This is a genomic window from Paenibacillus farraposensis (assembly GCF_020736845.1).
Taxonomy (GTDB): Bacteria; Bacillota; Bacilli; order Paenibacillales; family Paenibacillaceae; genus Paenibacillus; species Paenibacillus farraposensis.
This window is the reverse complement of record NZ_JAFFQR010000029.1, coordinates 1-24,487: the sequence shown is the minus strand read 5'-3', so window position 1 is coordinate 24,487 and position 24,487 is coordinate 1. Positions and strand designations below refer to the sequence as shown.

The window sequence follows — 24,487 nt, the reverse complement described above, 5'->3', positions numbered from 1 at the left end:
TCTACAACTAAAAGCTACGTTTCTCCCGAGCAAAAGCTCTGATCTCTACGATCAGGGCTTTTTTCTGTCGGGATAGTCATGTCAGCCTAGCATGCTGAATATACTAATCTCGGACTAGGAGGAGAGGAAGGAAGCCGATCCGCTGAAGCATTGCCATATTACGATGAATAGGAGAATGACTTGAAGCATGGGAACAAAATTAAATGTTGTGATCATTGCCTTATTGCTCATCATCCAAAGCTTTTTCGGTGCAATACTGGCTTACGCAGATACCTCAGCCCCGGAGCTGCCGCAAAGCACTGTTGGCGATCCTGCACATACGACTACGGATGACGTATACGATGCTCCGAATCCTGAACCTCCCATAGAGGCCCCCCCTTCCGCTGCGGACCCTGTCGTCCAGGCCGCTGCAAGCGCTGAGTCTCAGGCCGAATCCGCTTCACAGAGCATACTAACCAAGCTGATTTTGACGGATGAAGCGGGGCGTGTCATTGACGCGGTATATAGCCCAGACAGTCAGCTGGATATCGGATCAGCTATTCAACTGGGCTATGAATGGGAGCTGCCTGACAATACCTACAAAGCAGGAGACACCTTCGCCTTTCACTTGCCGGAACAATTTGTCATCTACACGGATATCTCATCCCCATTAGTAACTACCGATGGAACCGCAGGCCACTTCACAGTAGATCGTCAGGGCAAAGTTGTCGTGACCTTTAGCCAATATGTTGAGAATCACTCCAATGTGCGCGGCAAGCTGCAAATTAAAACTGAATTTACAAAAGAAACAGTAAAAGGCAGCACCGAGATCATCATTGCGGTTCCCATTAAAGGCGGAGTTCAAACGGTCATCGTGCATGTCAAACCTCAATCAGGGCCAACCCTTAGTAAACACGGGAAAGTAAACGGCGTCCGTCAGATCGACTGGACCATTGATGCAAACACACAGCTTAACAGCATCAAACGCGCCTACATCACGGACCTCACTCCCTCCGGGCTGGAGCTCATCAAGGACTCTACCAGGCTCTATCATCTGCAGGTCAATATCGACGGTTCAACCGTCGTTCGAGACCCTGTGAATACCAGTAAATACGTCATTGAAACAGATCAATCCGGGTGGGTGATTCGCTTCCAAGATGACAGCATGAACACGGCCTATCAGATTCAATATTCCACGCGCATTACCGGCAACGAATCCCGGTTCTCCAACACAGCGACTCTGTCAGGAGATGGCATGAAAAACATTTCTGCTACCGCCAACGTTCAGGTGGAGCAGGGTGAATTTTTGTCTAAAAAGGTGGAGAAATATGACCACGCCACACAAACAATCTCGTGGGCCATACGATATAACTTCGGTGAGAAAAAAATCCCCGAGGTCAAAGCTCTCTTGATTGATTATTTTAACAAAACTCAAAAATTGCTGTCCGGCTCCCTAAAAGTATTTAAGGGGAACACACTGGAGGAACTCCCGGCTTGGGCGTACACGGTCACCCCTGTCGACGATCCTGACCGCAACGGCTTCAAGCTTCAATTCAATTTCGACGTCGACTCCGCGTACACCATCCGCTATCAGACTCAACCCAGAGATCGTGTCTATCAAAATGAGAAAATTACAAACACCGTAACCTCCGATGGAACCGAAAGAGACGTATCCACGGAGATCACAAGCGGAGTCATGACTAAAGTGTACGACACCCCTAATTACAACACCAAAGTCATACCTTGGGTGGTTACCATCAATACAGATCTATACACCATGGAAAATATTGTAATTCGTGATATATTCCCTAACGGCGGCTTGGCGCTGCTGCCGGATACTCTAAAAATTCAAAGCGTTGACGGAACAATAGAGCTTCATAGGCCCGCGGATTACGAATTAGTTCCGCTATCGCATGACTACAAACAAGGGTTTACACTCATTTTTCATAAAACCATCCAGAGGGCTTACACGATCAAATACTCAACGACCTACAATAACGACTGGAAAACCGATCCGAGCAAGCCTGAGTTTCGAAATAAATCCATTATAGATTATCAGTATGAAAACGGAGACACAGGATCGTATGAGGCGGAATGCCCAATCTGGCCAGATTTTATGACACAACGAAACGGGGCCAAGCAAGGAAGCTATAATGCAAGCTCCAAGCTCATTACATGGGATATTAAAGCCAACTACAATCGCAAAGCCCTGGACCATGCCGAAGTGAGAGATCCTTTGCTGCAAGGCCAGAAGCTAGTGCCCCGCTCGGTAAAAGTGTATGATATGACCTTGCTGGGGTGGTGGGATGGTGTACAAAAAGGGGATGAAATCCCGGCAGATCAATACACTGTCGTCCCTCCCTCAAAGCAAAATGGCCAAGAGCTGCGTATCCAGTTCAAGCAAAAGATTCAAACCCCTTACTGGATTACCTTTCAAACTTCACTGGAAGGAGAATTGATCGAAAAGGAAATCCATAATAAAGCCTTGCTGCTGGATGGACAAAAAACAGTCTCCGCATGGACGGCCCAAGTCACGGTGCCTCATGGCGGGGAATATGTATCTAAAGCGGGGGCACAAAATGGAAACAAGATCGATTGGAGCATCCGTATCAATGAAGGTCAGTCACATGTGTCCAATGCCAAAATTATAGATCAGCCCAGCAGCAATCAGATTCTAGTAGAGGATTCTTTTCACGTGTACTCTACAATCATTGCCGCCAACGGAAATACCTCCAAGGGTGCCGAACTGATCAGAGATCAGGATTACAGGCTGTCCATCAACACTGACGCTCAAGGCCGGCAAACCTTCGAGCTTACTTTTGCCAAGGATATTTCCTCTGCTTTTATCCTGGAATATCAATCCTTCATCAACGCTGAGGACAAAGCCAAAGTGAGCAACAAGGTTTCCTTTGAGGGAGATCGCCTGACGACAGAACTGCGCGAGACTAGCCGCGAGATCATCGTGCGGACGTCTTCCGGCTCCGGCTCCGGCGAGGGAGTAACCGAAAGCCTAGAGCTGACCAAGGTGGATCAGGATAGGCCTGACGAGGTACTGCCGGGAGCACGGTTTGCACTCTACGACAAGGCCCAAAAAAGAGCACCACTTATTCAGACCACTAATGCGGACGGCAAAATTGTCTTTTCCTCCTTGCTGCATGATGATTACATTTTGGAAGAGCTGGCAGCACCGGAGGATTACAAAATAACCGGGGGCCAGCTTGAAATTAGAATAGACGGCGCACCCCAGCCAAACTCCGGTGTGAAGCAGATTGTCATCACCAATAAAAAAGAAAAGAAAAATGAGCCTGACCCGCCAGTAGATCCCGGAACTCCGACAGAACCCACCAACCCTACAGAACCGGGAACACCTAACCATCCGGGAGGCCCAGGTAAAAAACATGACAATGATCCGGAAATACCAGATACGCCGTCAATCAATGTCCCTCCGTTACGACCTACGCTTCCAGAGGACATTGTCCCTCCACAGAAGGAGCCTGCACCTGTACCGCCGCCGGCGGATCAGGATGAGCCCAAGACTTTGCCAGTGCCGCCAGTCGTCATGTCTCAGCAAGATCCATCGCCTCCTATAGAGACGAAGGATCCTAAACCTAAGACCCACCCCAAAGTCCCGGGAAAACAGCCGATAGATCCGGAGGATACACCTGAGGTCCATCAATTACCCCAAACAGGCGAAAGCAGTCCCGCTCCGTTCTATTGGGCAGGTATAGCCATGATGGTATGGGGTGTATTTCTGAAATTGAAACAGGTAAAGCAAAAAAATAAATGATGACTAGACCTGATTTTCGGCTCATTTTCTATCTCCGGTAGAATGAGCCTGGAAATTGGGTGTTTTTTCATCATAGGTTCATCCGCTATATGACTTGGGAGGTGTTGAGCTTGCTGAGGCTGCATAAGCTTTCCTATGTACTGATCCTATTGGGATTAATCTTGTTCTTGTTCCCTAAAGCCATGGAATGGAACGAGGATCGTGAACAGCGCGAGCTGTTAAAAGCAGCAGAGCAGCCATCAGGAACAAACGAGATGGTATGGAATCCCCATCTTGCGGATAGCTTTACTCGCTTGTCTACCGGGCTAACGGAAGCCCCGATTAGCGAAGCACGATCAAGCATTTCCCCAGCTTCCGCACCCGTTGCTAACGCCAACGAACAAACTCCGATAGCAACCATTAGCATAAGCCGGATTAACCTGAAGCTGCCTGTGCTGGAAGGCGCAACCCGCAAAAATATGAGGCATGCGGCTGCACATATGGCGGAAACGGCAGCGCTGGGACAGGTGGGGAATGCTGCGATTGCTGCCCACCGGGCCCGTACTCCCGGCCGCTTGTTCAATCGGCTCAACGAAATGAAGCTTGGGGATGAGATTGCAGTTAAAGCTCAAGGGGAGCAATATGTGTATCGAGTCTACAGTATTCGGGTAGTCGACCCTACGGACGTATCTGTTCTGAAGAGCAACAACCAGCAAAAGCTGCTCACTCTGATTACATGCGATCCTCTCGTAAACCCCACTCATCGTCTCATTGTTCAGGCCAAGCTAAGCACCTGAGCTTAACCAACTTCATGAGTACCCAAGTTCATAAATCCCTGCGCCTGCAAATAAAAATAAATCGGGCGGGTGATTCCTGTTGAGATACAGCAATACACCCGCCCAATATGTACATCAAGATTCAGTTTTATTTTTGGCAATCAGCTTGAAGTCATCAAAGTGGAATCCCGGTGCAACCACACAGGTGACCAGCACAGGTTCGTCTCCAAGCGGACGCGCCGTTTGCCATACCGTTCCTGGTACCAGCGCTTGCGGGTGCTGTCCAGCCTCCACATCGGCACCGACAATAATGACAGTTTCTTCGCCGGGCTCATCTCCGCTCCCACCCAGCTTCAACTCCACAGGACTCCCGCTATGATAAAGCCACAGCTCATCCGAATGCACAACATGCCACTCAGAGAACTCGCCCGGATGCAGCAAGAAATAAGTCGACGAAGCTGCAAACCGCGGACCGGAGTATATATCCGGCAGTACTGGTTTTGGAATTTGAAAATGGGCCTTCCACATCTCTTTGTACCAACCGCCTTCTGGATGGGGCTCCATGCCCAATGCCGTTACAAGCGGTGAAATAGCTTTCGTCATTGTACTAACCTTCCTTTACCCTAAATTCCTTCCTCCCTACTGTAAAACATAACGTTGCTTTTGTCACGTTTCTGCCCTCACATGCCGGAAACTATCATTTTATGTCAAATTTAATAACATAAAATTGAGAATATTTATTCGATTATAACATATAAATAGCAGTTAACTAGCAGAAAAGTAAACTGATAGTCCATCTACGAAGCATGTATTCAAGTCTAAAAGGGGTGAGCTCTCTGATCCAGTTTCGCAATGTAAACAAACATTATGGTCACTTCCATGTACTCAAAGACATCAACCTTCAGATTAAGGAGGGCGAGGTCGTCGTAATCATCGGCCCATCCGGCTCAGGTAAAAGCACCCTGCTTCGCTGCATTAATCGTCTGGAGACGATATCGGATGGGGAGCTGATCGTCAACGAAATACCTGTACATGACAAAAAGATTGAAATTAATGCCTTCCGTCGCAATATCGGGATGGTGTTCCAGCATTTCAATCTGTATCCCCACAAAAGGGTGATTGAGAACATTGTACTTGCTCCCATGAAGGTGCTGGGTATCTCCAGGGAAGAAGCTACCCAAACAGCCCTCACCTATCTGAAACGCGTCGGAATTGAGGAAAAGGCACAGAGCTATCCCGCTCAATTGTCCGGTGGACAGCAGCAGCGGGTCGCGATCGCCCGCGGGCTCGCAATGAATCCGAAAATCATGCTGTTTGACGAGCCTACCTCGGCTCTCGATCCCGAAACCATCGGAGAGGTACTGGATGTCATGCGCTCGCTCGCCCATCAGGGCATCACGATGGTCATTGTTACGCATGAAATGGGCTTTGCCCGCGAAGTGGCGGATCGCGTCATTTTTATGGACAAAGGACAGATTTTGGAAGACAGCCGACCTGCCGAATTTTTCCGGAATCCGGGTGAAGAACGGGCTCGCCTGTTCCTGAGCCGTCTGATTCATCATTAAACAGACTACCAATGTAGCGTAAATCGAAAGGGGATGGTTCTGATGAGAAAAAGATATCAATGGAGTGCTTTGGTGCTGGTAGCATTATCCTGTCTGCTCGTCTTGGCGGGCTGTGGAGGCAAACAAGAAGCGGCCACGTCAGGGACTGAGCCGGCAGCAGCCAACGGGCTGGAAGCAATCAAGCAGCGTGGCAAGCTGGTCGTTGGTGTGAAATACGATACCAAGCTATTCGGTCTGAAAGACCCGGCCGCCGGGAAAGTAGAAGGCTTTGATATCGACATCGCCAAGGCTGTAGCCAAACATATTTTTGGTGATGCATCCAAACTCGAATTAAAGGAAGTCACGTCCAAAACACGCATCACCATGCTGCAAAACGGGGATATCGACGCCATTATCGCAACCATGACCATTTCCGATGAACGTAAAAAGCAGGTCGATTTCAGCGACGTTTATTTTAATGCCGGGCAATCTCTGCTCGTGAAGAAAGGAAGCCCCATCACCGGACTGGAGTCTCTGACCCCGGATACCAAGGTACTCGCCGTTAAAGGCTCTACCTCTGCAAAAAATATCCGCGAAAAAGCACCTAAAGCAACGATATTGGAGTTCGAAAACTATCAGGATGCTTTCAACGCTCTCAAAGCTGGCAAGGGGGAAGCGCTGACTACCGATAACTCCATTCTGCTCGGTATGCAGCAGCAAGACCCGAATTATACGCTTGTAGGCGGGAACTTCACAGAGGAACCTTACGGCATTGCAGTGAAGAAGGGACAGCCCGAACTGCTCCGAGCTATTAATGATACGCTCAAGGAACTAAAAAGCAGCGGTGAATACGATAAGCTCCACGAGCAATGGCTTGGGGTTAAACCCGAATAATACTCTTGTGAAGGAGCCACAGGTTGCGTGCTCCTTCGTTTACTTTCTGATGGACATCACACCAGCAAAAATCCATTCACCCGCGGATACCCCATAGCCTTGGATAAGGAGGTACATGCACAGATGCTTAGTTTTGATATCAACGTGCTGTTCGATCACGGCGACCGGTTTAGAGAAGGCTTGCTTCATACCGTTCAGGCCAGCGTCATTGCCTTGATTGGCAGCTTTATTTTGGGGGCTGTCATCGCTATCCTGCGAATCGCGCCTATCAAATGGCTCAACTGGATTGGCACCATCTATGTAGAAGTCATTCGGAATATTCCTCTGCTCATCGTGGTGCTGTTTTTTTATCTTGGCCTTCCCTCCTTGGGCATCCCATTGGACGGATTTGTATCCGGAACGCTGGGGTTGACCGTATACACAGCCTCCTTTATTGCAGAAGCCATACGTGCTGGCATTCAATCTGTTCCCAAGGGGCAATTTGAAGCGGCAAGGTCCTCCGGACTGAGCTACAACCAGACGATGATCAGCATTATTTTACCGCAAGCCATCAAAGTTGTACTGCCTGCGATTGGCAACCAATTCATCAATCTGGTCAAAAACTCTTCCGTATTGGCCATTGTGGCTGGATTGGATCTAATGTATTACTCGGACCTGATTAACTCGGATACCTTCCTGCCCATCACAGTCTATGCGATCACGGCGCTATTGTATCTTACAATGACGGTTCCGCTCAGCTTTCTTGTACTGTATTTGGAGCGTCGTCTATCCCCAACATCCTAAGGAGGGAAGCCTGTATGGATTTCAGTGGATTGTTTGCATGGCCTAATGTGCACTTTATTCTGGATGGCTTCATGGTAACGCTGGAGGTGGCCGTTTACTCTATCGTGTTCAGCTTCGCACTCGGTACTGTATTCGGTATACTGCGCTATACCCGCTTACCTGTCATTTCACAGGCTGCAGCCTTGACCATTGATCTTATTCGCAATCTTCCATTATTGCTCATAATCTTCTTTATCGGCATGGTACTGCCATCCATCGGTTTTTCCGTTTCTCTCAAGTGGGCCGCCATTACGGGGCTGTCGATCTTCGAGGGGGCCATGATCGCCGAAATTGTCCGCAGCGGCCTCAATTCGGTTCATACAGGACAGGTGGAAGCCGCACGCTCCTCCGGGCTGAGCTATACCAGCACCTTATGGCATATTGCCCTGCCCCAAGCGCTTCGCCGCATGGTTCCACCTATTGTCAGCCAGTTCATCTCCTTATTTAAGGATACCTCTCTGGCTGTCATTATCAGTTTACCGGAGCTGACGCATAACGTTCAGATTGTCGGCGGTCAAAATCAATCCTTCGTTATTCCGGCTCTGCTGTTCGCTGCCTTCCTGTACTTTGCTGTCAATTACAGTATGTCGCTGATTGCACGCAGGCTGGAGGTTCGGACGCATTAAAGCTTAACGGCTTCTCCAAAATGACGGTCAGACTGATAAATCAGCTCCAACTGACCCTAAGGCATTCCCCGCAAAATAGGTACAGCGCAAAAGTGCCAACGATTCAGCCCTGCCGCAAGGGAATTCGTATCCAGGACAGTGGCAAAAGGACACCCGCGCTGACGGAAACACTTCTCAATCCACTTCCTGCCGGGATGACATTCCAGCTGCATTGTCCAAGGTAAATGCCTCAACTCGTCTAGTAAAAACCGCTTAATCCCCATGGGATCAAGCGGTTGGCTAGAACTAGCCAGAGCCTCGCGTGCTCTTCGCTGATTATGAAGCCGCTCCATAGGAGCCGGGCTTGTACGTTTTTGAATCGTACCATTTGTATCCTGCCGCCGGAGCGGACCAAGGTTCAGGCTGCGGTTCCGTTGAATCCGCAGGCTCCTCGAACGGCAGAAGCTTCGTCGGCTGGTCAAGGGTTAGACCTGCCGCATCGGACAGCTTCGTGTAGTCCTGCTTCCATGCAAGCCATTGGACGGTTTGCACCAGGAAGGTCGCATCGTCCACTTCCTTGAAGCCATCGTATGTCTTCTTTGACTGTCCATTTTCCTCACGCACATATTTGGGCGTGGCGTCTTCGACAGGTGAAGAATCCCCGATGAATGCCGCTTTGCCCTGTCCTACCTTGGAGATCGCGGCAAAAGGTCCTTCGGCACGGCCTCCGCCGTTATAGACACCCTGGTCTACCGCGTTCCCCCATTTTTTTGTGCCTGCAGGGATATAAGCAATCCCTTTGGACTTGGTCGGGTCGATAACAGCCAGTGTCGATCCGGCATGCATGGCTATCGAGCGCACACCCTTCGTAATGCCAAAGGATTGATCTGCGGCTACAAGATCCGTAGCGTTCACGTCACCAAGCGCGTTATAACGGAAACGAACGCCAAAGTTCGCCGCCAGCCAGTCGGAGCTGGTTAATCCCTGCATGGCCGGCGATGCCGCTTCTTCCGCATTCATGCCTTTGGCCGGATTGGTATAGGCGCCGCGACGGTATCCGTTCATGACCTCGGAAGAATCCCAGCGGTTTTTGTTACGGTCTGCATTATAGTGGTCGGAGATAAAGAAGACACCACCTCCGTTCTTCACATATTGCAGCAAAGCAGCCTGCTCGGATGCCTTGAAAGGAACATTCGCTTCACCGATGATGAACACATCGTACTGGCGCAGCTTGTCATAAGTTATAGCCTGCTCTCCATAGGTAAAAGGAATGCTGCGGTTCAGCTGGTCCACCGTAAAGCCTGCATTACGCAGCCCGCCCGCAAAATCGGAGAAGGCGCCATCAATGACCCAGTCCGCGGCTCCAGCCGTCTGTGCATGTGTATTATCAAACAGCACCTTTTTGCCTTTTCCATCCGGCAATGTAGTACCGGGTTGACCCGGGCTGCCAGGGTCCGGATTACCCGGATCACTCGGATTGCCTGGATTGCCTGGATTGCCTGGATTGCCTGGATTACCAGGCTCCCCCGAATCGCTTCCACTCACCAGCTCCACAGTGCTTGGGCTTTTCAGTCCGCCAAAATTGTTGTAGGTGCCAAGCGTACCCGTCACACGGATTTTGCTGCCGATCAGCTCGGGGTGGCCTGAAAGCCCGAATTGCCCTCTGTACGCTGATGTAAGCTGTACATTCAATAGATCAGACGTATTGCGCTGATTGGCCTGATCAGCAATTAATACGTTAAAATCATTCGCAAACGGGCTGGAAAAGTTGGCCGTTCTCGATCCGGTCGCATGTCCGACGATATAACCCTCTACGGTCACTTTACCACCACTGCTTTGACGCTGGAGTGCCTCCGCCACCGTCAATACTCCCTCGGCCTTGGCCAGACCGAATGGAACAAAAATTCCGATCAGCAATGATATCATCGCTGCCAGATGCAGCATTCTTTTCAAGCGTGAACCTGTGAAGTGCAAACCTTTTGCCATACGTTAATATCCCTCCTATTATCTATAAATGGTATTGTCCTCTATCAGATTAGCTATCAATCTTCTAATTCCTTCCTGATTTCATCCATAATTATGTAAAATTTATTTTTTTCGAGGGGAAACGCACTGGTGTATGTAAAAAATCGAACCCTGTAATTGACAGCAGGCACAGCATAGATTACTCTAAGAATGTAGAATAGTATACGCGAATGAAGATGACGGGAGAGTCCGTCCAGGGAGCACACACAGTCCCGGAGGCACCGAAGGAGCAAGACGCCAGCACCCGGCTGACGGATAATCTCTCAGGTCCATGTATCGTCATCTGACGCAACTCTGGAGAGAGCGCAAGCCACCCAAGGGGTAAGGCGGTAGCGACACCGCACAAAACTCTCAGGTAACGAGGACAGAGATAAGGGGAATTTCCTTATCCTGTCCTTTTTTGTGCTTACATCGTGCGTCACCATTAGGAAACGTCATATCCGCGCAAAGACGCGGCAATACCACATATTATGGTGCTAGAACATACAGGGGGCCACACATGCGTTTTAAAGATGTATTTTCCATTATCGGTCCGGCCATGACCGGACCATCCAGCTCACATACTGCAGGCGCGGTGCGGCTCGCACGCGTTGCCCGGAACTGGCTCGGCGCACAGCCTGACCGTGCCCGCATGACACTGTACGGCTCTTTTGCCGATACGTACAAAGGCCACGGCACAGATCTGGCGCTGATCGCAGGACTGCTCAATTACGATACGGACGACTCCCGCATTCCGGAGGCCGAGCAGTGGGCAGAGCAAGCCGGGATGTGCGTGGAGTTCGCCTTTAGCCGCCTCCCCGCTCCTCATCCCAACACAGTCCGTTTCGAGCTGTGGAAGGGTGAGGATCACCGCACCCTGCTGGGTTCCTCTATCGGAGGCGGAAGCATCCACGTCCAGCAGCTCAACGAATTTCGGGTCAATCTGACCGGAGAGCTGCCTACGCTGGTGCTTCTCCACTCGGATAAGCCCGGTACATTGGGTGCGGTAACTTCAGCGCTCGGCGCGGCTGACATTAATATTGCCTATATGCACGTTGATCGTAAAGGCCGGGACGGTGAAGCACTTACCGCCATCGAAATGGACAGTCCTGCTACGGCTGAACTGATCACAAATCTGCGGTCCTTACCTCATATGTACGAGATTAAAATGATTCATTTGAAAAAAGGAGTTGAATCAGATGCGATTTAGCCATCTACGTGAAATCAGTGCTTTATGTACTGCCGAATCCACTACGATCAGCCGCCTGATGATTCAAGAACAGGCCCAAGAGACGAACACCCCTGAGGAAGAAATCTTTCGCCAAATGGCTGAGTATTATGACGTGATGAAGGAGGCTGTTCATCGCGGTCAGACACAAGACACCGTATCCCGCAGCGGATTGACGGGAGGTGACGGCAAACGCCTGGCCGAATATTTGCGGGCAGGCGAAACCTGCTCTGGTGAAGCCTCGGCGCTCGCCATGGCCTATGCCCTCTCCGTGTCGGAGGTTAATGCATCTATGGGTCGCATCGTGGCCACTCCCACCGCAGGCTCATGTGGAGTCATCCCGGGCGTGTTCATCAGCGCCCAGGAACGATTTGGCTGGGATGACAAGCATATGGTGCACGGCCTGTTCGCCGCCGGAGCCATTGGCTACGTGATCGCCAACAACTCCTTCATTTCCGGCGCAGAGGGCGGCTGTCAGGCTGAGATTGGCTCAGCCATCGGGATGGCCGCCGGTGCTATGGTCGAGCTGCGCGGCGGCACGCCCGAACAGGCCGTTCACGCCGTGGGCCTCGCACTTAAGAACACGCTCGGCCTGATTTGCGACCCTGTCGCCGGACTCGTGGAGATTCCGTGCATCGTGCGCAACGGACTGGGGGCTGTCACCGCGCTTGCCGCGGCGGACATGGCCTTGGCAGGCGTGCGCAGCACCATCCCGTCTGACGAAGTCATTGACGTGATGCTTGAAGTTGGGAGCGCCATGCCATCGAAGCACCGCGAGACCGCCAAAGGCGGTTTAGCCCAGACGCCGACCGGCAAGCGTTTGACCGAATCGCTCACACGCAACGCACCGACTAAAGAGCAATAAGTATTCATACCGTGGGCTGAGCCGCCCCGCACATCCATTCAGGCGGCTGCCCTAATAAAAAAGAGCAAGCCTGTCGTCCTTGGACGCATGCTTGCTCTTTGCTATGTTACGGAACATGGACCTTTTACTGAACGGTCACCTGTACCTTCGTCAATTTGTCTGCATATTTGACCGTGATCACGGCTTTCCCCTTGCCCTGGGCCTTAATGTTGCCGTCTTTGACGGTGGCAACAATAATTCTGGACGAGGACCATACAGCCGGTTTGGAGACATCCTTTTCCGACTCATCCTTGTACGTAGCTGTAGCCGTCACTTTCGCCAGCTGTCCGACCTTCAAATTCAGTACGACTTCGTCCGTTTGCAAATATTTAAGTGTATCTACATCCACAGGGACGCTGATCACCTTTCCGCCGAACTTCGCCTGAATGTTAGCTTTACCGAAGCTGACTGCCGTAACTTGGCCTTTTTTAACCGTAGCTACTTTGTAATTGGACGTTTTCCATTCAGCTTGGGACGTCACGTCTTTTTCTTTGCCATCGCTGGATTTAACAACAACTGCAATCGTTTTTTGATCACCGGATTTGAGTGATAACGCGACCGTATCTGCCTCAATTTTTTGCGCTACATCCACTTCCACTGTAAACGTAATGGTTTGCTTGCCATATGAAGCCGTAACGGTTGCCTTACCGCTGCCATTTGCTTTGATCAAGCCCTCGCTAACCTCGACCACCTTCACATTGCCGGTAGTCCAGGTGGCATCCTTGGTTACATCCGTTTTTGTATCGCCACTCTTGACGCCTGTTACCTTCAGCTGCTTCGTTTCCTGGGCACCGAGCGCAATGACACGTGTGTCGGTTTCCAACCGGTCTACGAGGCCTACTTGTACGTTGATCGCCAGTTTTTTGCCATTGTAGGTTGCTGTAATAACTGCCTTACCGGCTGATTTGCCTGTAATCGTCCCTTTGGATACGGAAGCAATACCCTCCGCACTTGAAGTCCATTCTGCATCTTGTGTTACATCTTCCTTACGCCCATCGGCATAAGTAGCGGTCAACGTTGCCTTATAATCCTCATTAACATCAATTGTTGCTGTTTTGGAGGACAAAGCCAGATCACCAGGCACATTCACGGATACTGTCGCCGAGACCGTTTTACCGCCATAAGAAGCCGTGATCGTGGCCTCACCCGTTTTATAGCCTGTTACTTCACCCTTGCTGACAAAGGCAATATCCTCATTACTGGACTTCCAGTCTGCTTTACTTGTAATATCCTCTTCTGCACCTGTTACGTACGTAGCGGTCAGCTTGAGCTGCTTGGATTCCTTGGCATTCAGACTCAGCTTGTTCTCACTCAAATACAGATATCTGGAAGTTTCAACGTCTGTCTTGATGGAAACAGTCTTATCACCATATTTGGCAGTCACTGTAGCTGAACCGGCTCCAATGGCCATAATTGTTCCTTTATTCACCGTCGCGATTTTCTCGTCGCTTGTGGTCCAGGTAGCTTTATCTGTGATATCTGTTACCGTCCCGTCCGGGTAAACAGCAGAAACCTGAATTTTCTTGGATTCATCCAAACGGAGGAAAATTTCGGATTCGCTGGCTTTCAGCTTATTTGTCTGGTCAACATCCACCGAAATAGTAGCAGACATGGTGCCATATTTGCCTGTAATCGTCGCTTTTCCTGTGCTGTAGCCGGTAATGGCTCCTTTCAGTACATCCGCCACAGCTGTATTGCTCGAACTCCACTCGGCAGACTCTGTAACGTCCTGAACCGTTCCATCTGGGAACGTCGCTGTCAACTTAACCTTTTCTGTATCCTTCAACAAAAGGGAAACCTCTGACGGACTGGCATCCAGACGTTTGACCTGCTCCACCTGTACGGTAATCGTGACCGTTTGTTGGCCGTATACAGCCTTAATATTGGCTGTGCCTGCTCCCTGAGCGGTAACCAGTCCATTAACTACGGTTGCTACCTTCTGGTTATCAGACGTCCAGGTAGCATCACCCGAAACCTGAGCTGTTGTATTATCACTGTAAGTCGCTGTCAGATTAATCTGCCCGGTACCCTTCGAACGCAGGCTCAGGCTTTGAACGCCCGATGTCAGTGCCTTAACCTTTTTTGTTACATGTACCTGAACCGATTGTATCTTATCTTTATAGGTCGCAACCACCGTCGCTTCCCCTTCACCCTTAGCTGAAACTGTACCGTTATATACCGTAGCAATAGCTGTATTATCACTTTTCCAATCCGTGCTTACAGTTACATTTGAAGTCGTCCCATCGTTATAAATAGCCGTAGCCGTCAACGCAGACGTATCTCCCTGCTGCAAAGTTACCTCGTTAGAGGAAAGGACAATCCTGGAAAGCACCGCTTCAGCAGCGGAAGCGAATCCTGCATATGATGTAAAACTTGCGATTAGGATGACCAACGCCAGAAAACCGGACCACCTATTCTTCAAAATCAAATTCCCTCCCATTTGTAAAACTTAATATAAAGGATTCCGCAAAATCCTTATGCATACGTTTTATGTCGACATTTGGAAAAGAATAGTTTAGGCTTTAAAGAGAATTTGGTCCTTATTAACTAAAATCAGTACGGACAAAAGTGAAGCCGTTAAATGCAACTTCTCTTTTACAAACAGCTGTAATATGATGCACTAACCCCCAAATGATGGTATTCTTCCATATTGGGATCAAGCTGATGCATATATACGACCGAGAACTGCTCGCTTGAATCTATAGAGACCCAAGTGCCTCTGCTCCCGACCAGCCGAACTCTCCAATAGAGCTGTTTGCATGCCCGGCCACTTGATCCATTAACGTGCGAACGCCCATCCCATAACCATAATCCGTATGATATGAATTCGTAAAATCGGATAATTGGGCTGATTCAGATGATTTGTCCGCATTAAATGCGAGCGGAACTTCAGAAAGCGCTTCAATTTCTGTGCGCAAATCATATTTCCCCCTCCTGTTCTACATTAACAGTTCTGTCACCGTTTCTTTCCAGCGATTCAGCACCGCTTCCGACTCCTTAAGTCGGATCGTAACTCCTGCCACAATATCAGCATATTGGGCCGAATCCTCTCGGGCTGCAAACACCCGTGCCGCAAATCGCTCGCGCACATGCTTGGCTCCGGGCAACATCGGCAGATGCTCCAGTGACAACCGTACATAATGCGCTTTTCCACCGATGAACACCGCAAGCGTTGCCTTCCCGGTACGGATCATATTGCCCGTCGTGGTCGTTCCTGGCCATAATGCCAGCCGCAAATTCCCCTCGTCCAGCGCAACAATCTCACCTACGCTAATCATTGCAATGTGCGGCCACTGATCCTCTGTGACCGTCAGCAGCATCATCGCTTCATGCTGCTTGTTCTCCAGTGTCTTGCCGTCCAGCAGCATAAATAGCTCCTTGCCAATCCTTGGTGTCTGCATAAAGTATAACCCCCTTTACATTCGGCCCATATACTCAAAATACCACAATTTATCCGGTTACGAACGAACCTGCTTCCGTTCTGCAATCAGGGGTACGTGGATCGCATTCGGAATATCCCGGGGATCGACCTTGAACGCTGATTTATACTTTGCCGGATCGGTAATGCTATCTGGTTCCGAGGTTCGCCATGTGAACATACATACAGGACACAACAAAACCTCCCAGGCACCTGCAACCGGCGAATGGGAAACAACTTCTGAACGATTGGAATCACAACGGGGACAAATATGCATCTGTCAGCACTCCTTTAATATTTTTTTGAATATATTCAACGAAGCATTTGGCTCAGCTTTTTCTCCCAATCTGCTACACCCAGCGGAGAATCAAGCGGCTGTGAATAATGACCTCGGGTATCCGGTGCTACTGGTGTCGTCGCATCCAGTATCATTTTGTGTGTCATGCCTGCCGGATCGGAGCCGGGGTCAAGTGGTAAAACAGACAAGCCTGGGACGATCACAGTATCATGCTTCGGATGCAGCTTGGTGGATAAAGCCCACATGACCTGCGGCAGATTGAACGGATCGACATCCCCATCCACCACAATGACCAGCTTGCAATACCCCAATCCATGCGGAGTCGTTAAAGCACGCATCCCGACAGCCTTCGCAAAACCTCCATACCGGGTTTTCGTAGAAATAATAGCGACCAACCCATGTGTATACATGGCATTAACGGCTACGATTTCATTAGGATATGCATCCTTGAGCTGTTGGAACAATGGTACACTTGTATTCACGCCAATCATATAGTCCGTTTCCGTCCAAGGCATTCCGATGTACAAATGCTCAAAGATGGGCTGCTTACGGTGATATACACGATTAATCTGAATGACCGGCATTGCGCGGCCACCAGAATAGTGACCTGTGAATTCACCGAATGGACCTTCATATTCCCGCACGCCCGCTAACACTTCACCTTCCAGAATGACCTCAGCCCCCCAAGGCAGATCTAGGTCCGCATCCTTGGCTTTAACTACACGGTAAGGCTCACCCTGAATGGCACCTGCCATCTCATATTCGGATTGATCGTACAACAGCGGTGTAGAAGCAGCCGTCGTAATAACAGGCTCACATCCCAGGGCAATCGCCACCTTCAAATTTTCTCCGCGTTCCTCAGCTTGACGGATATGGATCGCTATATCATGCTGCGGTACAGGCTGAATGCCCAAGCGGTTTTTACCTTTCACCTGCATTCGGTATAAACCGACATTTTGCTTGCCATACGTAACCGGATCATCCAGATCGCGCGAGATCAGAATAGCTTTATCCAGATAAAATCCCCCGTCTCCCTGGTTCAAACGAAACAGCGGTAAAATATCAAACAAATTAATATCTTCTGTAATCTCCACTTCATGAAAAGGAGCTGTTTCTTCCCGCTTCACAGGCACCGGGAATTGTTCATAGCGTCTGGCAAATTCAAAAAACTGCTCTTTGAGCGGAGTGTTCTTTGGCATTCCCATCATAAGAGCATGATTGGGCCAGGAACCCATCACATTCATTGCAATACGAGCATCCGTATAGCCATAAATATTGTTGAAGAATAGGGCTGGCGTCTTATCTCCAAGGTTATTTAATGCTCTGTTTGCTGCTGCAATATCCGGCTCCGGCTTTACCTCATCGCTAATCTTGAGCAATTGTCCCTCTTTCTCCAGAGTATGCAAAAAATCACGCAAATCTTTATAGGCCATCGTTCATTCTCCTTTGTCTTCCTATTTTTCAATTTTGGTGCAGTGCGGATTCAGTCTGCTTCATTCCATCCCAACGTTTGGCTACGGTTGTAACGATGTCGAACTGATCCAATGCGCGGAATACAATATGATCCACCATTTCTCCAATCGTTGCAGGATAGTTATAAAAAGCAGGCATCGGCGGCAGGATCGTCACGCCCATGCGTGATAGCTCCAGCATATTCTCCAGATGGATACTGCTTAATGGTGTTTCCCTTGTCATAAGCAGCAGCTTCCTGCATTCCTTCAACATCACATCCGCTGATCGAGTGAGCAGGTTGTCCGCCATTCCAATGCGAATGGAGGCGAGCGTCTTCATACTGCAAGGAGCAACAATCATACCGTCTACCCGAAAGGAGCCGCTGGAAATGGGCGCAGCCTGTTCCTTGTACGAGTAAACCACATCTGCCATTACCTCCACTTCCTTTACCTCCACTTCCTTTACCGTGTAGCCTGTCTCATAGGGAATGTTCTAAAAATATTGGCCTATTTCATCAGGATTACCTGGATGTGTATATTAAAATAGGGCATGGGGATTACTATCATTCCAGACGCTGGATTGGGACAAGAGTATGGCGACAGATTCTGTACACTATCTATTAAGGAGCCCTTCTCCTTAACCCAGCCAGCCGTCGTATGGCGCAAGGATCGTTATTTGTCCAATGCAGCTCGCAAATTAGTTGAATACCTGCAAACTGGAGACACAAAAAAGACTGCCCCAGAGTAGAAAAACTTCACTCACAAGGCAGCCTATATTACACAGTCACCTCATGTTCAGATTGTATATCCCGCCCTACTTGACTCCCTGATGTCGATACTCAGTCGGAGTCATTCCACATTTACGCCGGAATACTTGTGTAAAATGCCGCATATCCTGATAACCAATCCGCTCCGAAATTTCAGCCAGCCGCAGATGAGGATCACTGAGCAGCCGCTTCGCCTCCTCCATACGCAAACAAATGACATAATCCTTATAACCTTGTCCCGTTTTCTGCTTGAACAACTGACTGAAATAGACCGGGTTTAAAAAGACGACCGAAGCGACCTTCTCGAGCGACAGCTCCTCTGTAAAATGAGTCTGAATATACTGCAATGCAACGTCTACCGTATGCATACCTTTACGAAGGCATTCTCCGGTATCGGTCACTGCCGCTGCAATCTCCTCTGGCGTCCGTCTTAACCGCGCCACCTCTTCAGGTATATAGGCAAAATTGTGATGAACGCCTGAACGCGTAATTTGCAGAGGCACTTTCACGTACCGTTTTAGATGAGATTTGAGCAGCTTCTCCAGCCGTGCGGCCTCTGCTTCATCCCGCAGACGTGCAATGCCCAGCAGACTGTGACGGTCGAGGCTGACGACAAAACCGCTGCCACCCGCCTCAATAAGCTCGGACAGGACATTTTCAATCATAAAATGCTCCAGATGCGTCTGCTTATGATCAGGCTCCATGCGAACCATAAAGAGGTGAAACTCCGGATAATTTTCGATAAAAGGCTGTATATCCAGTTTTCCCGTGTCCAGTCCAAGTGCAAAGCGCTGGAAAACAGCCTCACGCAAATAGACCATATTGGATTTGAGAAGCCTGCCCTCGTTAGCCTGCTGTGAGGCGACAAGCGCTTCGGCAGCCAGCATTTCAATGCATTCCAGCAGCTTCTTTTTGCCGATTGGCTTTAACAGGTAGTCTTTGGCTCCCAGCTTCACTGCTCTTTGCGCGTATTGGAATTCGGAATGGGCCGAGATGACGACCCACTGTAGATGAGGATGCTTCCGCTTGGAAATACGCATAAATTCCAAACCATCCATACCGGGCATGAGAATATCAGTCAACACAATATCCACCGGATGCTCCGCTAGAATGCCTGCTGCTTCTTCGGTGGAAGCAGCGAGATGAATGCCGTAGGTTGGCAGAGCTTGTCCAATAGTACGGTGAATTCCCTGCCGAATCATACTTTCATCGTCAGCTATTAGAATATTCATAATTTTCCTCCTTCTGTGGCAGAGGCACACTTACAGTAGCTGTCGTTCCGGCCCCAGGTGTACTGGAGATCCGTAGGCCGAACTTCTCTCCGAACATGTGCCGCAATCGTAAATTTAGGTTTTGCAGGCCGATGCCTCGCGCCTGCCCGATGCCCGTCTGCTTGCCGGGACTTGCCAAAGCTGCCTGGACCACCTCCCATTGTTGGTACTCTATCCCTACACCGTTATCGATAATGTGCAGGCTTAATACACCGTCATGTTCCTCCGCACGAACGAGCAGCTTGCCGCCTGTATTCGCATGCAGCGGCTCCAGTCCATGCTTTACTGCATTTTCAATCAATGGCTGCAAGATCATTTTCGGTAGACGAATATCCATCCACTGCTCATCAATGCTGATGTCTACAGATACCCTGCCCTCCAGCCGGGCTTGGATAATTGTAAGGTAATGACCAATCTGCTCCACCTCCTCACGAAGGCTTGCATCAGCCCCCTCTTCCCAATGGCTGCTGTAACGGAACATATGGGATAAAGAGAGTACTACCTCTCCAAGCTGATCCTGTCCCTTTTCATCCAGCATCCAATAAATCATATCCAGCGTATTGTATAGAAAATGCGGATTAACCTGCGTCTGCAGCGCATGCAGCTCCGCATTTTTTTCACTGACTGATGAGATGCGGACCAACTCAATCAGTTCTGCAATCCGTCCTACCATATGGTTGAAAGAGGTAGCCAACTGGTTGATTTCTTCATATGACTTAATGGTTACTGTGTGACGAAAATTCCCTGTCTCTACCCGATTCATTTCCCGGATGACCCGCTTGAGCGGAAATGAAATCCCTCTGGAGATGATAGATGCGATTAATGCGGACACAATAATGAGTACAGGCGCCACAACCAGCAAGTATCTTTGGTTTTGCACCAGTTCCACGTTCAGATCCTTACTGGGTGTCACACTAATGACTGACCAATCCGCAAACGGCAATTTGGAAGCGATTATTACATTTTCTTTGTTCCGATTTACAATGACGTCATCCTCCGGTACCTGCTGTTTCAGATTTTGCAAATCGGGTGGCGGGTCAGAGGAAGTAGCCGATACAATCCGGTTTTCACTCCCCAACAGATATACCTGGCTATTGCTGCCTAATCGCAAGTTATGAAGAGCAGACAGCACAGAACGTGGTTCGGCTTCAATTAGGACAATACCGATCGGCTTGTGTTCATCCAGATCATAGAGCTGCCGTCTGAACGCAAACACCGGTCTGGTTTCCACCTGATCAATAATCGAGTGGGGATACACGCCCAACCATGCAATTTTGCCTGCCGACTTTCGAATCTCTTTATACCATTCCGTATGATCGTAATGGGTATCAATGACATTCATATAATTGCCATAGTTGTATACCTTGCCTGTGTCTGTAATGACATGAATGCCGATCAGGTCCTCTCGTGAATAATAGATGGCCCCTAATATATTCGTAATCGTACGTTCATTGATGTAGTTCACAGCAGGTAAGTCACTCGTACTCGTCGTTAGCAGACGAACTAAATCCATGTTGTTGCTCATCGATTTGGACAGGCTGTTGTAGCTGCCAAGCAGCAATTCGAACAGCCCTGCTGTCTGGGAAACATTTTTTTGTGCCAGCTCGCTGACCTTATCATGGAACTGCGCGGCAGTACGGTTGTAAAACAGCAGACTGATCGCCAGGACAATACCAGACATGCTCAATAGAAACAGTACAAACAAACGGTATTGAATGGATTGAAAACGGCGCAGCATACCTCTGTGCGCTCCTCTCGCCTCGGCCGCTATCCTTTAACTACTCCTGCTAGCATGCCCTTGGTAATCTTTCTGGACAGGACAAAATAAATAATAATGACCGGTAAGGCCCCCATGGCCAGAAAAGCACCAACATTGACGTAATTCACAGCATACTGACGACAAACGTATAGACGCCAAACGGGAGAGTTTTGAGCTTCTAAGATGAGATAAAGGCGACAGCCATAATGTATTCATTTCAGATATTAATAAAAGTTAATATCTATACCATCATGATGAGTGGAATCGAGATCGGTAGAATTATACTGCGGAAAAATACGATAAATACTCGCTCCGTCAATATAAGCGGGATTCTTCAATTTCGTGGGGGATGAACTGCATAAAGCCAGATAGGATGAAGACCGCAATCGGTGTCTGAAAAGCATATAGGGTAAGATCAGCGAGAAGCACGTATTTAGATAAGGGACTTTTTAAACATCATCATCAGTGAAAAGCGCGTAATCCCATAAGCAGCCATCGAGCTTAGCAGAATGACAAATGGCATCGTAATCAACGAATAGGTCAGTAGCCAAAGGAGTGGATACAACTGTGTGATCACTAATACGGCTGGCAGGGAAAGCAGCCCTGCTTTTTTATAGCGTTCAACAGCTCTAACTCCTTTATTTTAACTTATTTTCAAATTATTCGAAAAACAATATCACAACTGCAAAATGGGAGCAAATGGTAACGAAAAATGTTGTCGATACACTACCAATGCCATCTCCATATTATATCGACAAAAAAGGGAATATTTTGTATATGTACGCGGGTACCGTATCCGTCGAGATAGACTGGAACCTCCGTCCGCCATCACCCAAATCAAATCGGACAATTGCAGACAACCGATAGAATGACCGGCAAGAAATATATTATACCGAGTGTATAGGCTTTCCGTGCATATCGATTGAGTAAAATCAGGTGGAGAAACTTTTCCTCTCTCTCCCATGTTGTTTGCTGCTTATTGGTTAGCCTCAAAAGCGCTCTGATGTTCCTTGGCAACTTGTGCCGCGTCTTCCTTTTGCACGAACAGGTTTTGGATGCTGCTTAGATGTGCCTGCGCAATGGCCGGATTCATCGTATTATCAAAAGCGAGGTCGCCCCCCTTTACTTTTTGAAATAGCTCATTGAGATTAATCGCCAGTTCGGAGTAACCGGCTTCCTTCAAATCGCCTTCCACTTTCTGACCACTGCCAATCGTATTTTTCAAATCAAACTGAACTTTGGGCATCTCTGTAATAAAATAATGCAAAAAGTCCTTCGTCTCCTGCAAATGCTCACTATTCGCAGAAACTGCAAATCCACTGCCTGGGGCAATCACGTACTCATTGACATCACCTTTGCTATTCACTGTAGGGAACGGGAATACTCCCACTTTGCCTGCTACCGAGGATGAATCAATAGACCCTGTTTCCCACGTACCCATAATATACATGGCCGCTTTTCCGGTTTTAAAAATATTACCGCCTGCGTTATAGTCAATAGATGAAGCTTCATCCGGAAAAGCTCCTGCCTGAATTAGCTCCTGAAAGGCATCTACCGCTTCCACAAAAGCCGGATCGTTAAACGTCTTTTTGCCGTCCAGCACATCCTTGAGGAAATTTGGGCCTTCATTCGTACGGAGCAGGATATTCATGAAAAGCAGTGAACCAGTCCATGAATCCTTTTCTCCAATCGCAATCGGGGTAATTCCCTTCACCTTCAGCGCCTTGACCGTCGTAATCAATTCATCAAAGGTACTCGGCAGTTTTTGAATTCCCGCCTTTGCGAACAGTTCTTTATTATAAAACACCACTTCTATATTGTTACCGTCTGGAAATGCATAGAGCTTATCATCAAAGCTATAGTAATCTAGCAGGCCTTCCTGAAATGTATTTTTTAGGCCGTCTTTATCAGCTACATCGTTTAGTGGAGCCAGCAGTCCGGCATCCACGAAAGGCTTCATCTGTGCGGCCGGGTTCACAATCGTAATGTCCGGTACTTCCTTCGCTGCTGCTTGTGTTTTCAGCTTTAATTTTTGCTGATCTGTATTTAGTGAATCCAATTCGATTTTGATATGAGGATGGTCTCGCTCATATTGACGTACAATTTCCTTGATCATTTTGTAAGAAGGGGTGCTCGGGTCAGGATTAATGTTCTGAAAGGTAATCGTCACATCTTTCGTTGCGGCGTCTCCTCCCTGCTTCTTGGAATTCCCCGGACTAGCGCCATGTCCGTTATTACAAGCTGCCAGCGTCAATGTCAGAGCGCTTGTCATCACAACGGCAAACGCTTTCATTTTTGCTTTGCCCATGCCCTTTTTCCTCCTCTTGTTGAAGCATACGCAATCTGCATTCTACTGGTGGATACTCAATCCCCGCTTGTTTTTTCATTATGTTCCATATAAAAGTCACGAACAATGCGTGAACTTAAGGAGAAAGGTTTGTTTTTTAAGCTACTCATTTGCGCTGCTCCAAAATTCATTCATATCAAAACTTACAATTTATCTAGAATGTAGGCATAATATGAATAATAATATCATTTGGTAATAATTATAATTATTTAATAATAATGACATATAGACTTCAAAGGAGGCAGGACCGCAGTGAAAGAAGCTTTTAGTAAAACCCCCTGCATACGATTATTTGGATCTTCTTAATCTTGCTGTACAAGTCGGAGATGCCAAGTGGCAAAAGGAAATCACACGAAAACTCCAAGCCTTAACTGTTCCCCAAACAGAACAGGTTGAGATAGATTAGGATCCTTCCAAATATTACTATACCGCTGTTCATTAAGGCTGGCAAGCCCCTATGCTAAGGAAATCAGGTTCCCAAAAAGCAATTAGCCTGAAACCCCCGATAAACTTTGTATATGGAAAATCAATAGGTCGGGTAAAGGAAAAAGAGCACAACCCTTATGGGTGTGCTCTTTTTGTTGTGCTTGGCAACGTCCTACTCTCCCAGGACCCTGCGGTCCAAGTACCATCGGCGCTGGAGGGCTTAACGGT

Annotated in this window: 20 protein-coding genes, 2 pseudogenes and 1 riboswitch; of the genes and pseudogenes, 10 read left to right on the top strand and 12 right to left on the bottom strand. The window is 48.6% G+C overall.

Features of this window, described 5'->3' with window-relative positions; all coding sequences use genetic code 11:
- Window positions 1-187: 187 nt before the first annotated feature.
- Window positions 188-3,766: a collagen binding domain-containing protein gene (locus tag JO375_RS05410; protein ID WP_229523487.1), complete on the top strand. Its 3,579-nt coding sequence runs from the start codon at window positions 188-190 to the stop codon at window positions 3,764-3,766.
- Between the two features lie 110 nt (window positions 3,767-3,876).
- Window positions 3,877-4,542 carry a class D sortase gene (locus JO375_RS05405; RefSeq protein WP_229523486.1) on the top strand — a complete coding sequence of 222 codons (666 nt, stop codon included), beginning with the start codon at window positions 3,877-3,879 and terminating at the stop codon, window positions 4,540-4,542.
- 114 nt (window positions 4,543-4,656) lie between these two features.
- Here the strand turns inward: JO375_RS05405 and JO375_RS05400 are convergent, their stop codons facing one another.
- On the bottom strand, window positions 4,657-5,124 hold the full coding sequence (locus JO375_RS05400; RefSeq protein ID WP_229523485.1) for a cupin domain-containing protein: 468 nt from the start codon (window positions 5,122-5,124) through the stop codon (window positions 4,657-4,659).
- A 203-nt stretch (window positions 5,125-5,327) separates the two neighbouring features.
- On the opposite strand from JO375_RS05400, the gene JO375_RS05395 reads away from it, so the two are divergent.
- The 4 genes from JO375_RS05395 (at window position 5,328) to JO375_RS05380 (ending at window position 8,407) form a co-directional block, all read left to right on the top strand.
- The gene (locus tag JO375_RS05395) at window positions 5,328-6,086 is read left to right on the top strand and encodes an amino acid ABC transporter ATP-binding protein (RefSeq protein WP_322098698.1); all 759 of its coding nucleotides are present in this window, start codon (window positions 5,328-5,330) and stop codon (window positions 6,084-6,086) included.
- A gap of 42 nt (window positions 6,087-6,128) precedes the next feature.
- The gene (locus JO375_RS05390) at window positions 6,129-6,959 is read left to right on the top strand and encodes a transporter substrate-binding domain-containing protein (protein WP_229523484.1); all 831 of its coding nucleotides are present in this window, start codon (window positions 6,129-6,131) and stop codon (window positions 6,957-6,959) included.
- Between the two features lie 123 nt (window positions 6,960-7,082).
- Window positions 7,083-7,742 carry an amino acid ABC transporter permease gene (locus JO375_RS05385; RefSeq protein ID WP_229523483.1) on the top strand — a complete coding sequence of 220 codons (660 nt, stop codon included), beginning with the start codon at window positions 7,083-7,085 and terminating at the stop codon, window positions 7,740-7,742.
- Window positions 7,743-7,756: 14 nt separating this feature from the next.
- Window positions 7,757-8,407, top strand: coding sequence for an amino acid ABC transporter permease (locus JO375_RS05380; protein ID WP_229523482.1), 651 nt, complete (start codon window positions 7,757-7,759; stop codon window positions 8,405-8,407).
- 315 nt (window positions 8,408-8,722) lie between these two features.
- On the opposite strand, the gene JO375_RS05375 is transcribed toward JO375_RS05380, so the two are convergent.
- Window positions 8,723-10,372, bottom strand: coding sequence for a DUF6359 domain-containing protein (locus JO375_RS05375; protein ID WP_229523481.1), 1,650 nt, complete (start codon window positions 10,370-10,372; stop codon window positions 8,723-8,725).
- Between the two features lie 209 nt (window positions 10,373-10,581).
- A riboswitch (glycine riboswitch) is annotated at window positions 10,582-10,700 on the top strand.
- A 210-nt stretch (window positions 10,701-10,910) separates the two neighbouring features.
- Here JO375_RS05375 and sdaAB point away from each other — a divergent pair.
- Together sdaAB and sdaAA are read left to right on the top strand one after the other, a co-directional pair.
- Window positions 10,911-11,600 carry an L-serine ammonia-lyase, iron-sulfur-dependent subunit beta gene (gene sdaAB, locus JO375_RS05370; RefSeq protein ID WP_229523480.1) on the top strand — a complete coding sequence of 230 codons (690 nt, stop codon included), beginning with the start codon at window positions 10,911-10,913 and terminating at the stop codon, window positions 11,598-11,600.
- A complete protein-coding gene (gene sdaAA, locus JO375_RS05365) occupies window positions 11,590-12,483 on the top strand; it encodes an L-serine ammonia-lyase, iron-sulfur-dependent, subunit alpha (protein ID WP_229523479.1) in 894 nt (297 codons plus the stop codon). Before sdaAB ends, sdaAA begins: the two co-directional genes overlap by 11 nt.
- Before the next feature lie 124 nt (window positions 12,484-12,607).
- Here sdaAA and JO375_RS05360 read toward each other — a convergent pair whose 3' ends face one another.
- The 6 genes and pseudogenes from JO375_RS05360 to JO375_RS05335 all read right to left on the bottom strand — a co-directional run.
- A complete protein-coding gene (locus JO375_RS05360) occupies window positions 12,608-14,944 on the bottom strand; it encodes an Ig-like domain-containing protein (RefSeq protein ID WP_229523478.1) in 2,337 nt (778 codons plus the stop codon).
- A 277-nt stretch (window positions 14,945-15,221) separates the two neighbouring features.
- Window positions 15,222-15,440: a hypothetical protein gene (locus JO375_RS05355; protein WP_229523477.1), complete on the bottom strand. Its 219-nt coding sequence runs from the start codon at window positions 15,438-15,440 to the stop codon at window positions 15,222-15,224.
- A gap of 21 nt (window positions 15,441-15,461) precedes the next feature.
- On the bottom strand, window positions 15,462-15,923 hold the full coding sequence (locus tag JO375_RS05350; protein WP_229523476.1) for a pyridoxamine 5'-phosphate oxidase family protein: 462 nt from the start codon (window positions 15,921-15,923) through the stop codon (window positions 15,462-15,464).
- A gap of 57 nt (window positions 15,924-15,980) precedes the next feature.
- Window positions 15,981-16,217 carry a non-oxidative hydroxyarylic acid decarboxylases subunit D gene (locus JO375_RS05345; protein ID WP_229523475.1) on the bottom strand — a complete coding sequence of 79 codons (237 nt, stop codon included), beginning with the start codon at window positions 16,215-16,217 and terminating at the stop codon, window positions 15,981-15,983.
- Between the two features lie 35 nt (window positions 16,218-16,252).
- Window positions 16,253-17,671 (bottom strand): non-oxidative hydroxyarylic acid decarboxylases subunit C, encoded by a 1,419-nt coding sequence (locus JO375_RS05340; RefSeq protein ID WP_229523474.1) that lies wholly within the window; start codon window positions 17,669-17,671, stop codon window positions 16,253-16,255.
- Window positions 17,672-17,699: 28 nt separating this feature from the next.
- A pseudogene (locus JO375_RS05335) lies at window positions 17,700-18,182 on the bottom strand (UbiX family flavin prenyltransferase); the annotation flags it as partial.
- A 57-nt stretch (window positions 18,183-18,239) separates the two neighbouring features.
- On the opposite strand from JO375_RS05335, the gene JO375_RS05330 reads away from it, so the two are divergent.
- Window positions 18,240-18,437: a type 2 periplasmic-binding domain-containing protein gene (locus JO375_RS05330; RefSeq protein WP_229523473.1), complete on the top strand. Its 198-nt coding sequence runs from the start codon at window positions 18,240-18,242 to the stop codon at window positions 18,435-18,437.
- Window positions 18,438-18,503: 66 nt separating this feature from the next.
- On the opposite strand, the gene JO375_RS05325 is transcribed toward JO375_RS05330, so the two are convergent.
- From JO375_RS05325 to JO375_RS05310, 4 genes and pseudogenes are all read right to left on the bottom strand, one after another.
- Window positions 18,504-19,688 carry a response regulator gene (locus tag JO375_RS05325; protein ID WP_229523472.1) on the bottom strand — a complete coding sequence of 395 codons (1,185 nt, stop codon included), beginning with the start codon at window positions 19,686-19,688 and terminating at the stop codon, window positions 18,504-18,506.
- Window positions 19,669-21,465 carry a sensor histidine kinase gene (locus tag JO375_RS05320; protein ID WP_229523471.1) on the bottom strand — a complete coding sequence of 599 codons (1,797 nt, stop codon included), beginning with the start codon at window positions 21,463-21,465 and terminating at the stop codon, window positions 19,669-19,671. Before JO375_RS05320 ends, JO375_RS05325 begins: the two co-directional genes overlap by 20 nt.
- Window positions 21,466-21,494: 29 nt before the next feature.
- Window positions 21,495-22,087: pseudogene (locus JO375_RS05315) on the bottom strand (carbohydrate ABC transporter permease).
- Between the two features lie 375 nt (window positions 22,088-22,462).
- Window positions 22,463-23,794: an extracellular solute-binding protein gene (locus JO375_RS05310; RefSeq protein WP_229523470.1), complete on the bottom strand. Its 1,332-nt coding sequence runs from the start codon at window positions 23,792-23,794 to the stop codon at window positions 22,463-22,465.
- A gap of 496 nt (window positions 23,795-24,290) precedes the next feature.
- Between JO375_RS05310 and JO375_RS05305 the strand changes: the two genes are divergently transcribed.
- Window positions 24,291-24,487 (top strand): hypothetical protein (locus tag JO375_RS05305; RefSeq protein WP_229523469.1); only part of this gene is annotated, 197 nt, incomplete at its 3' end.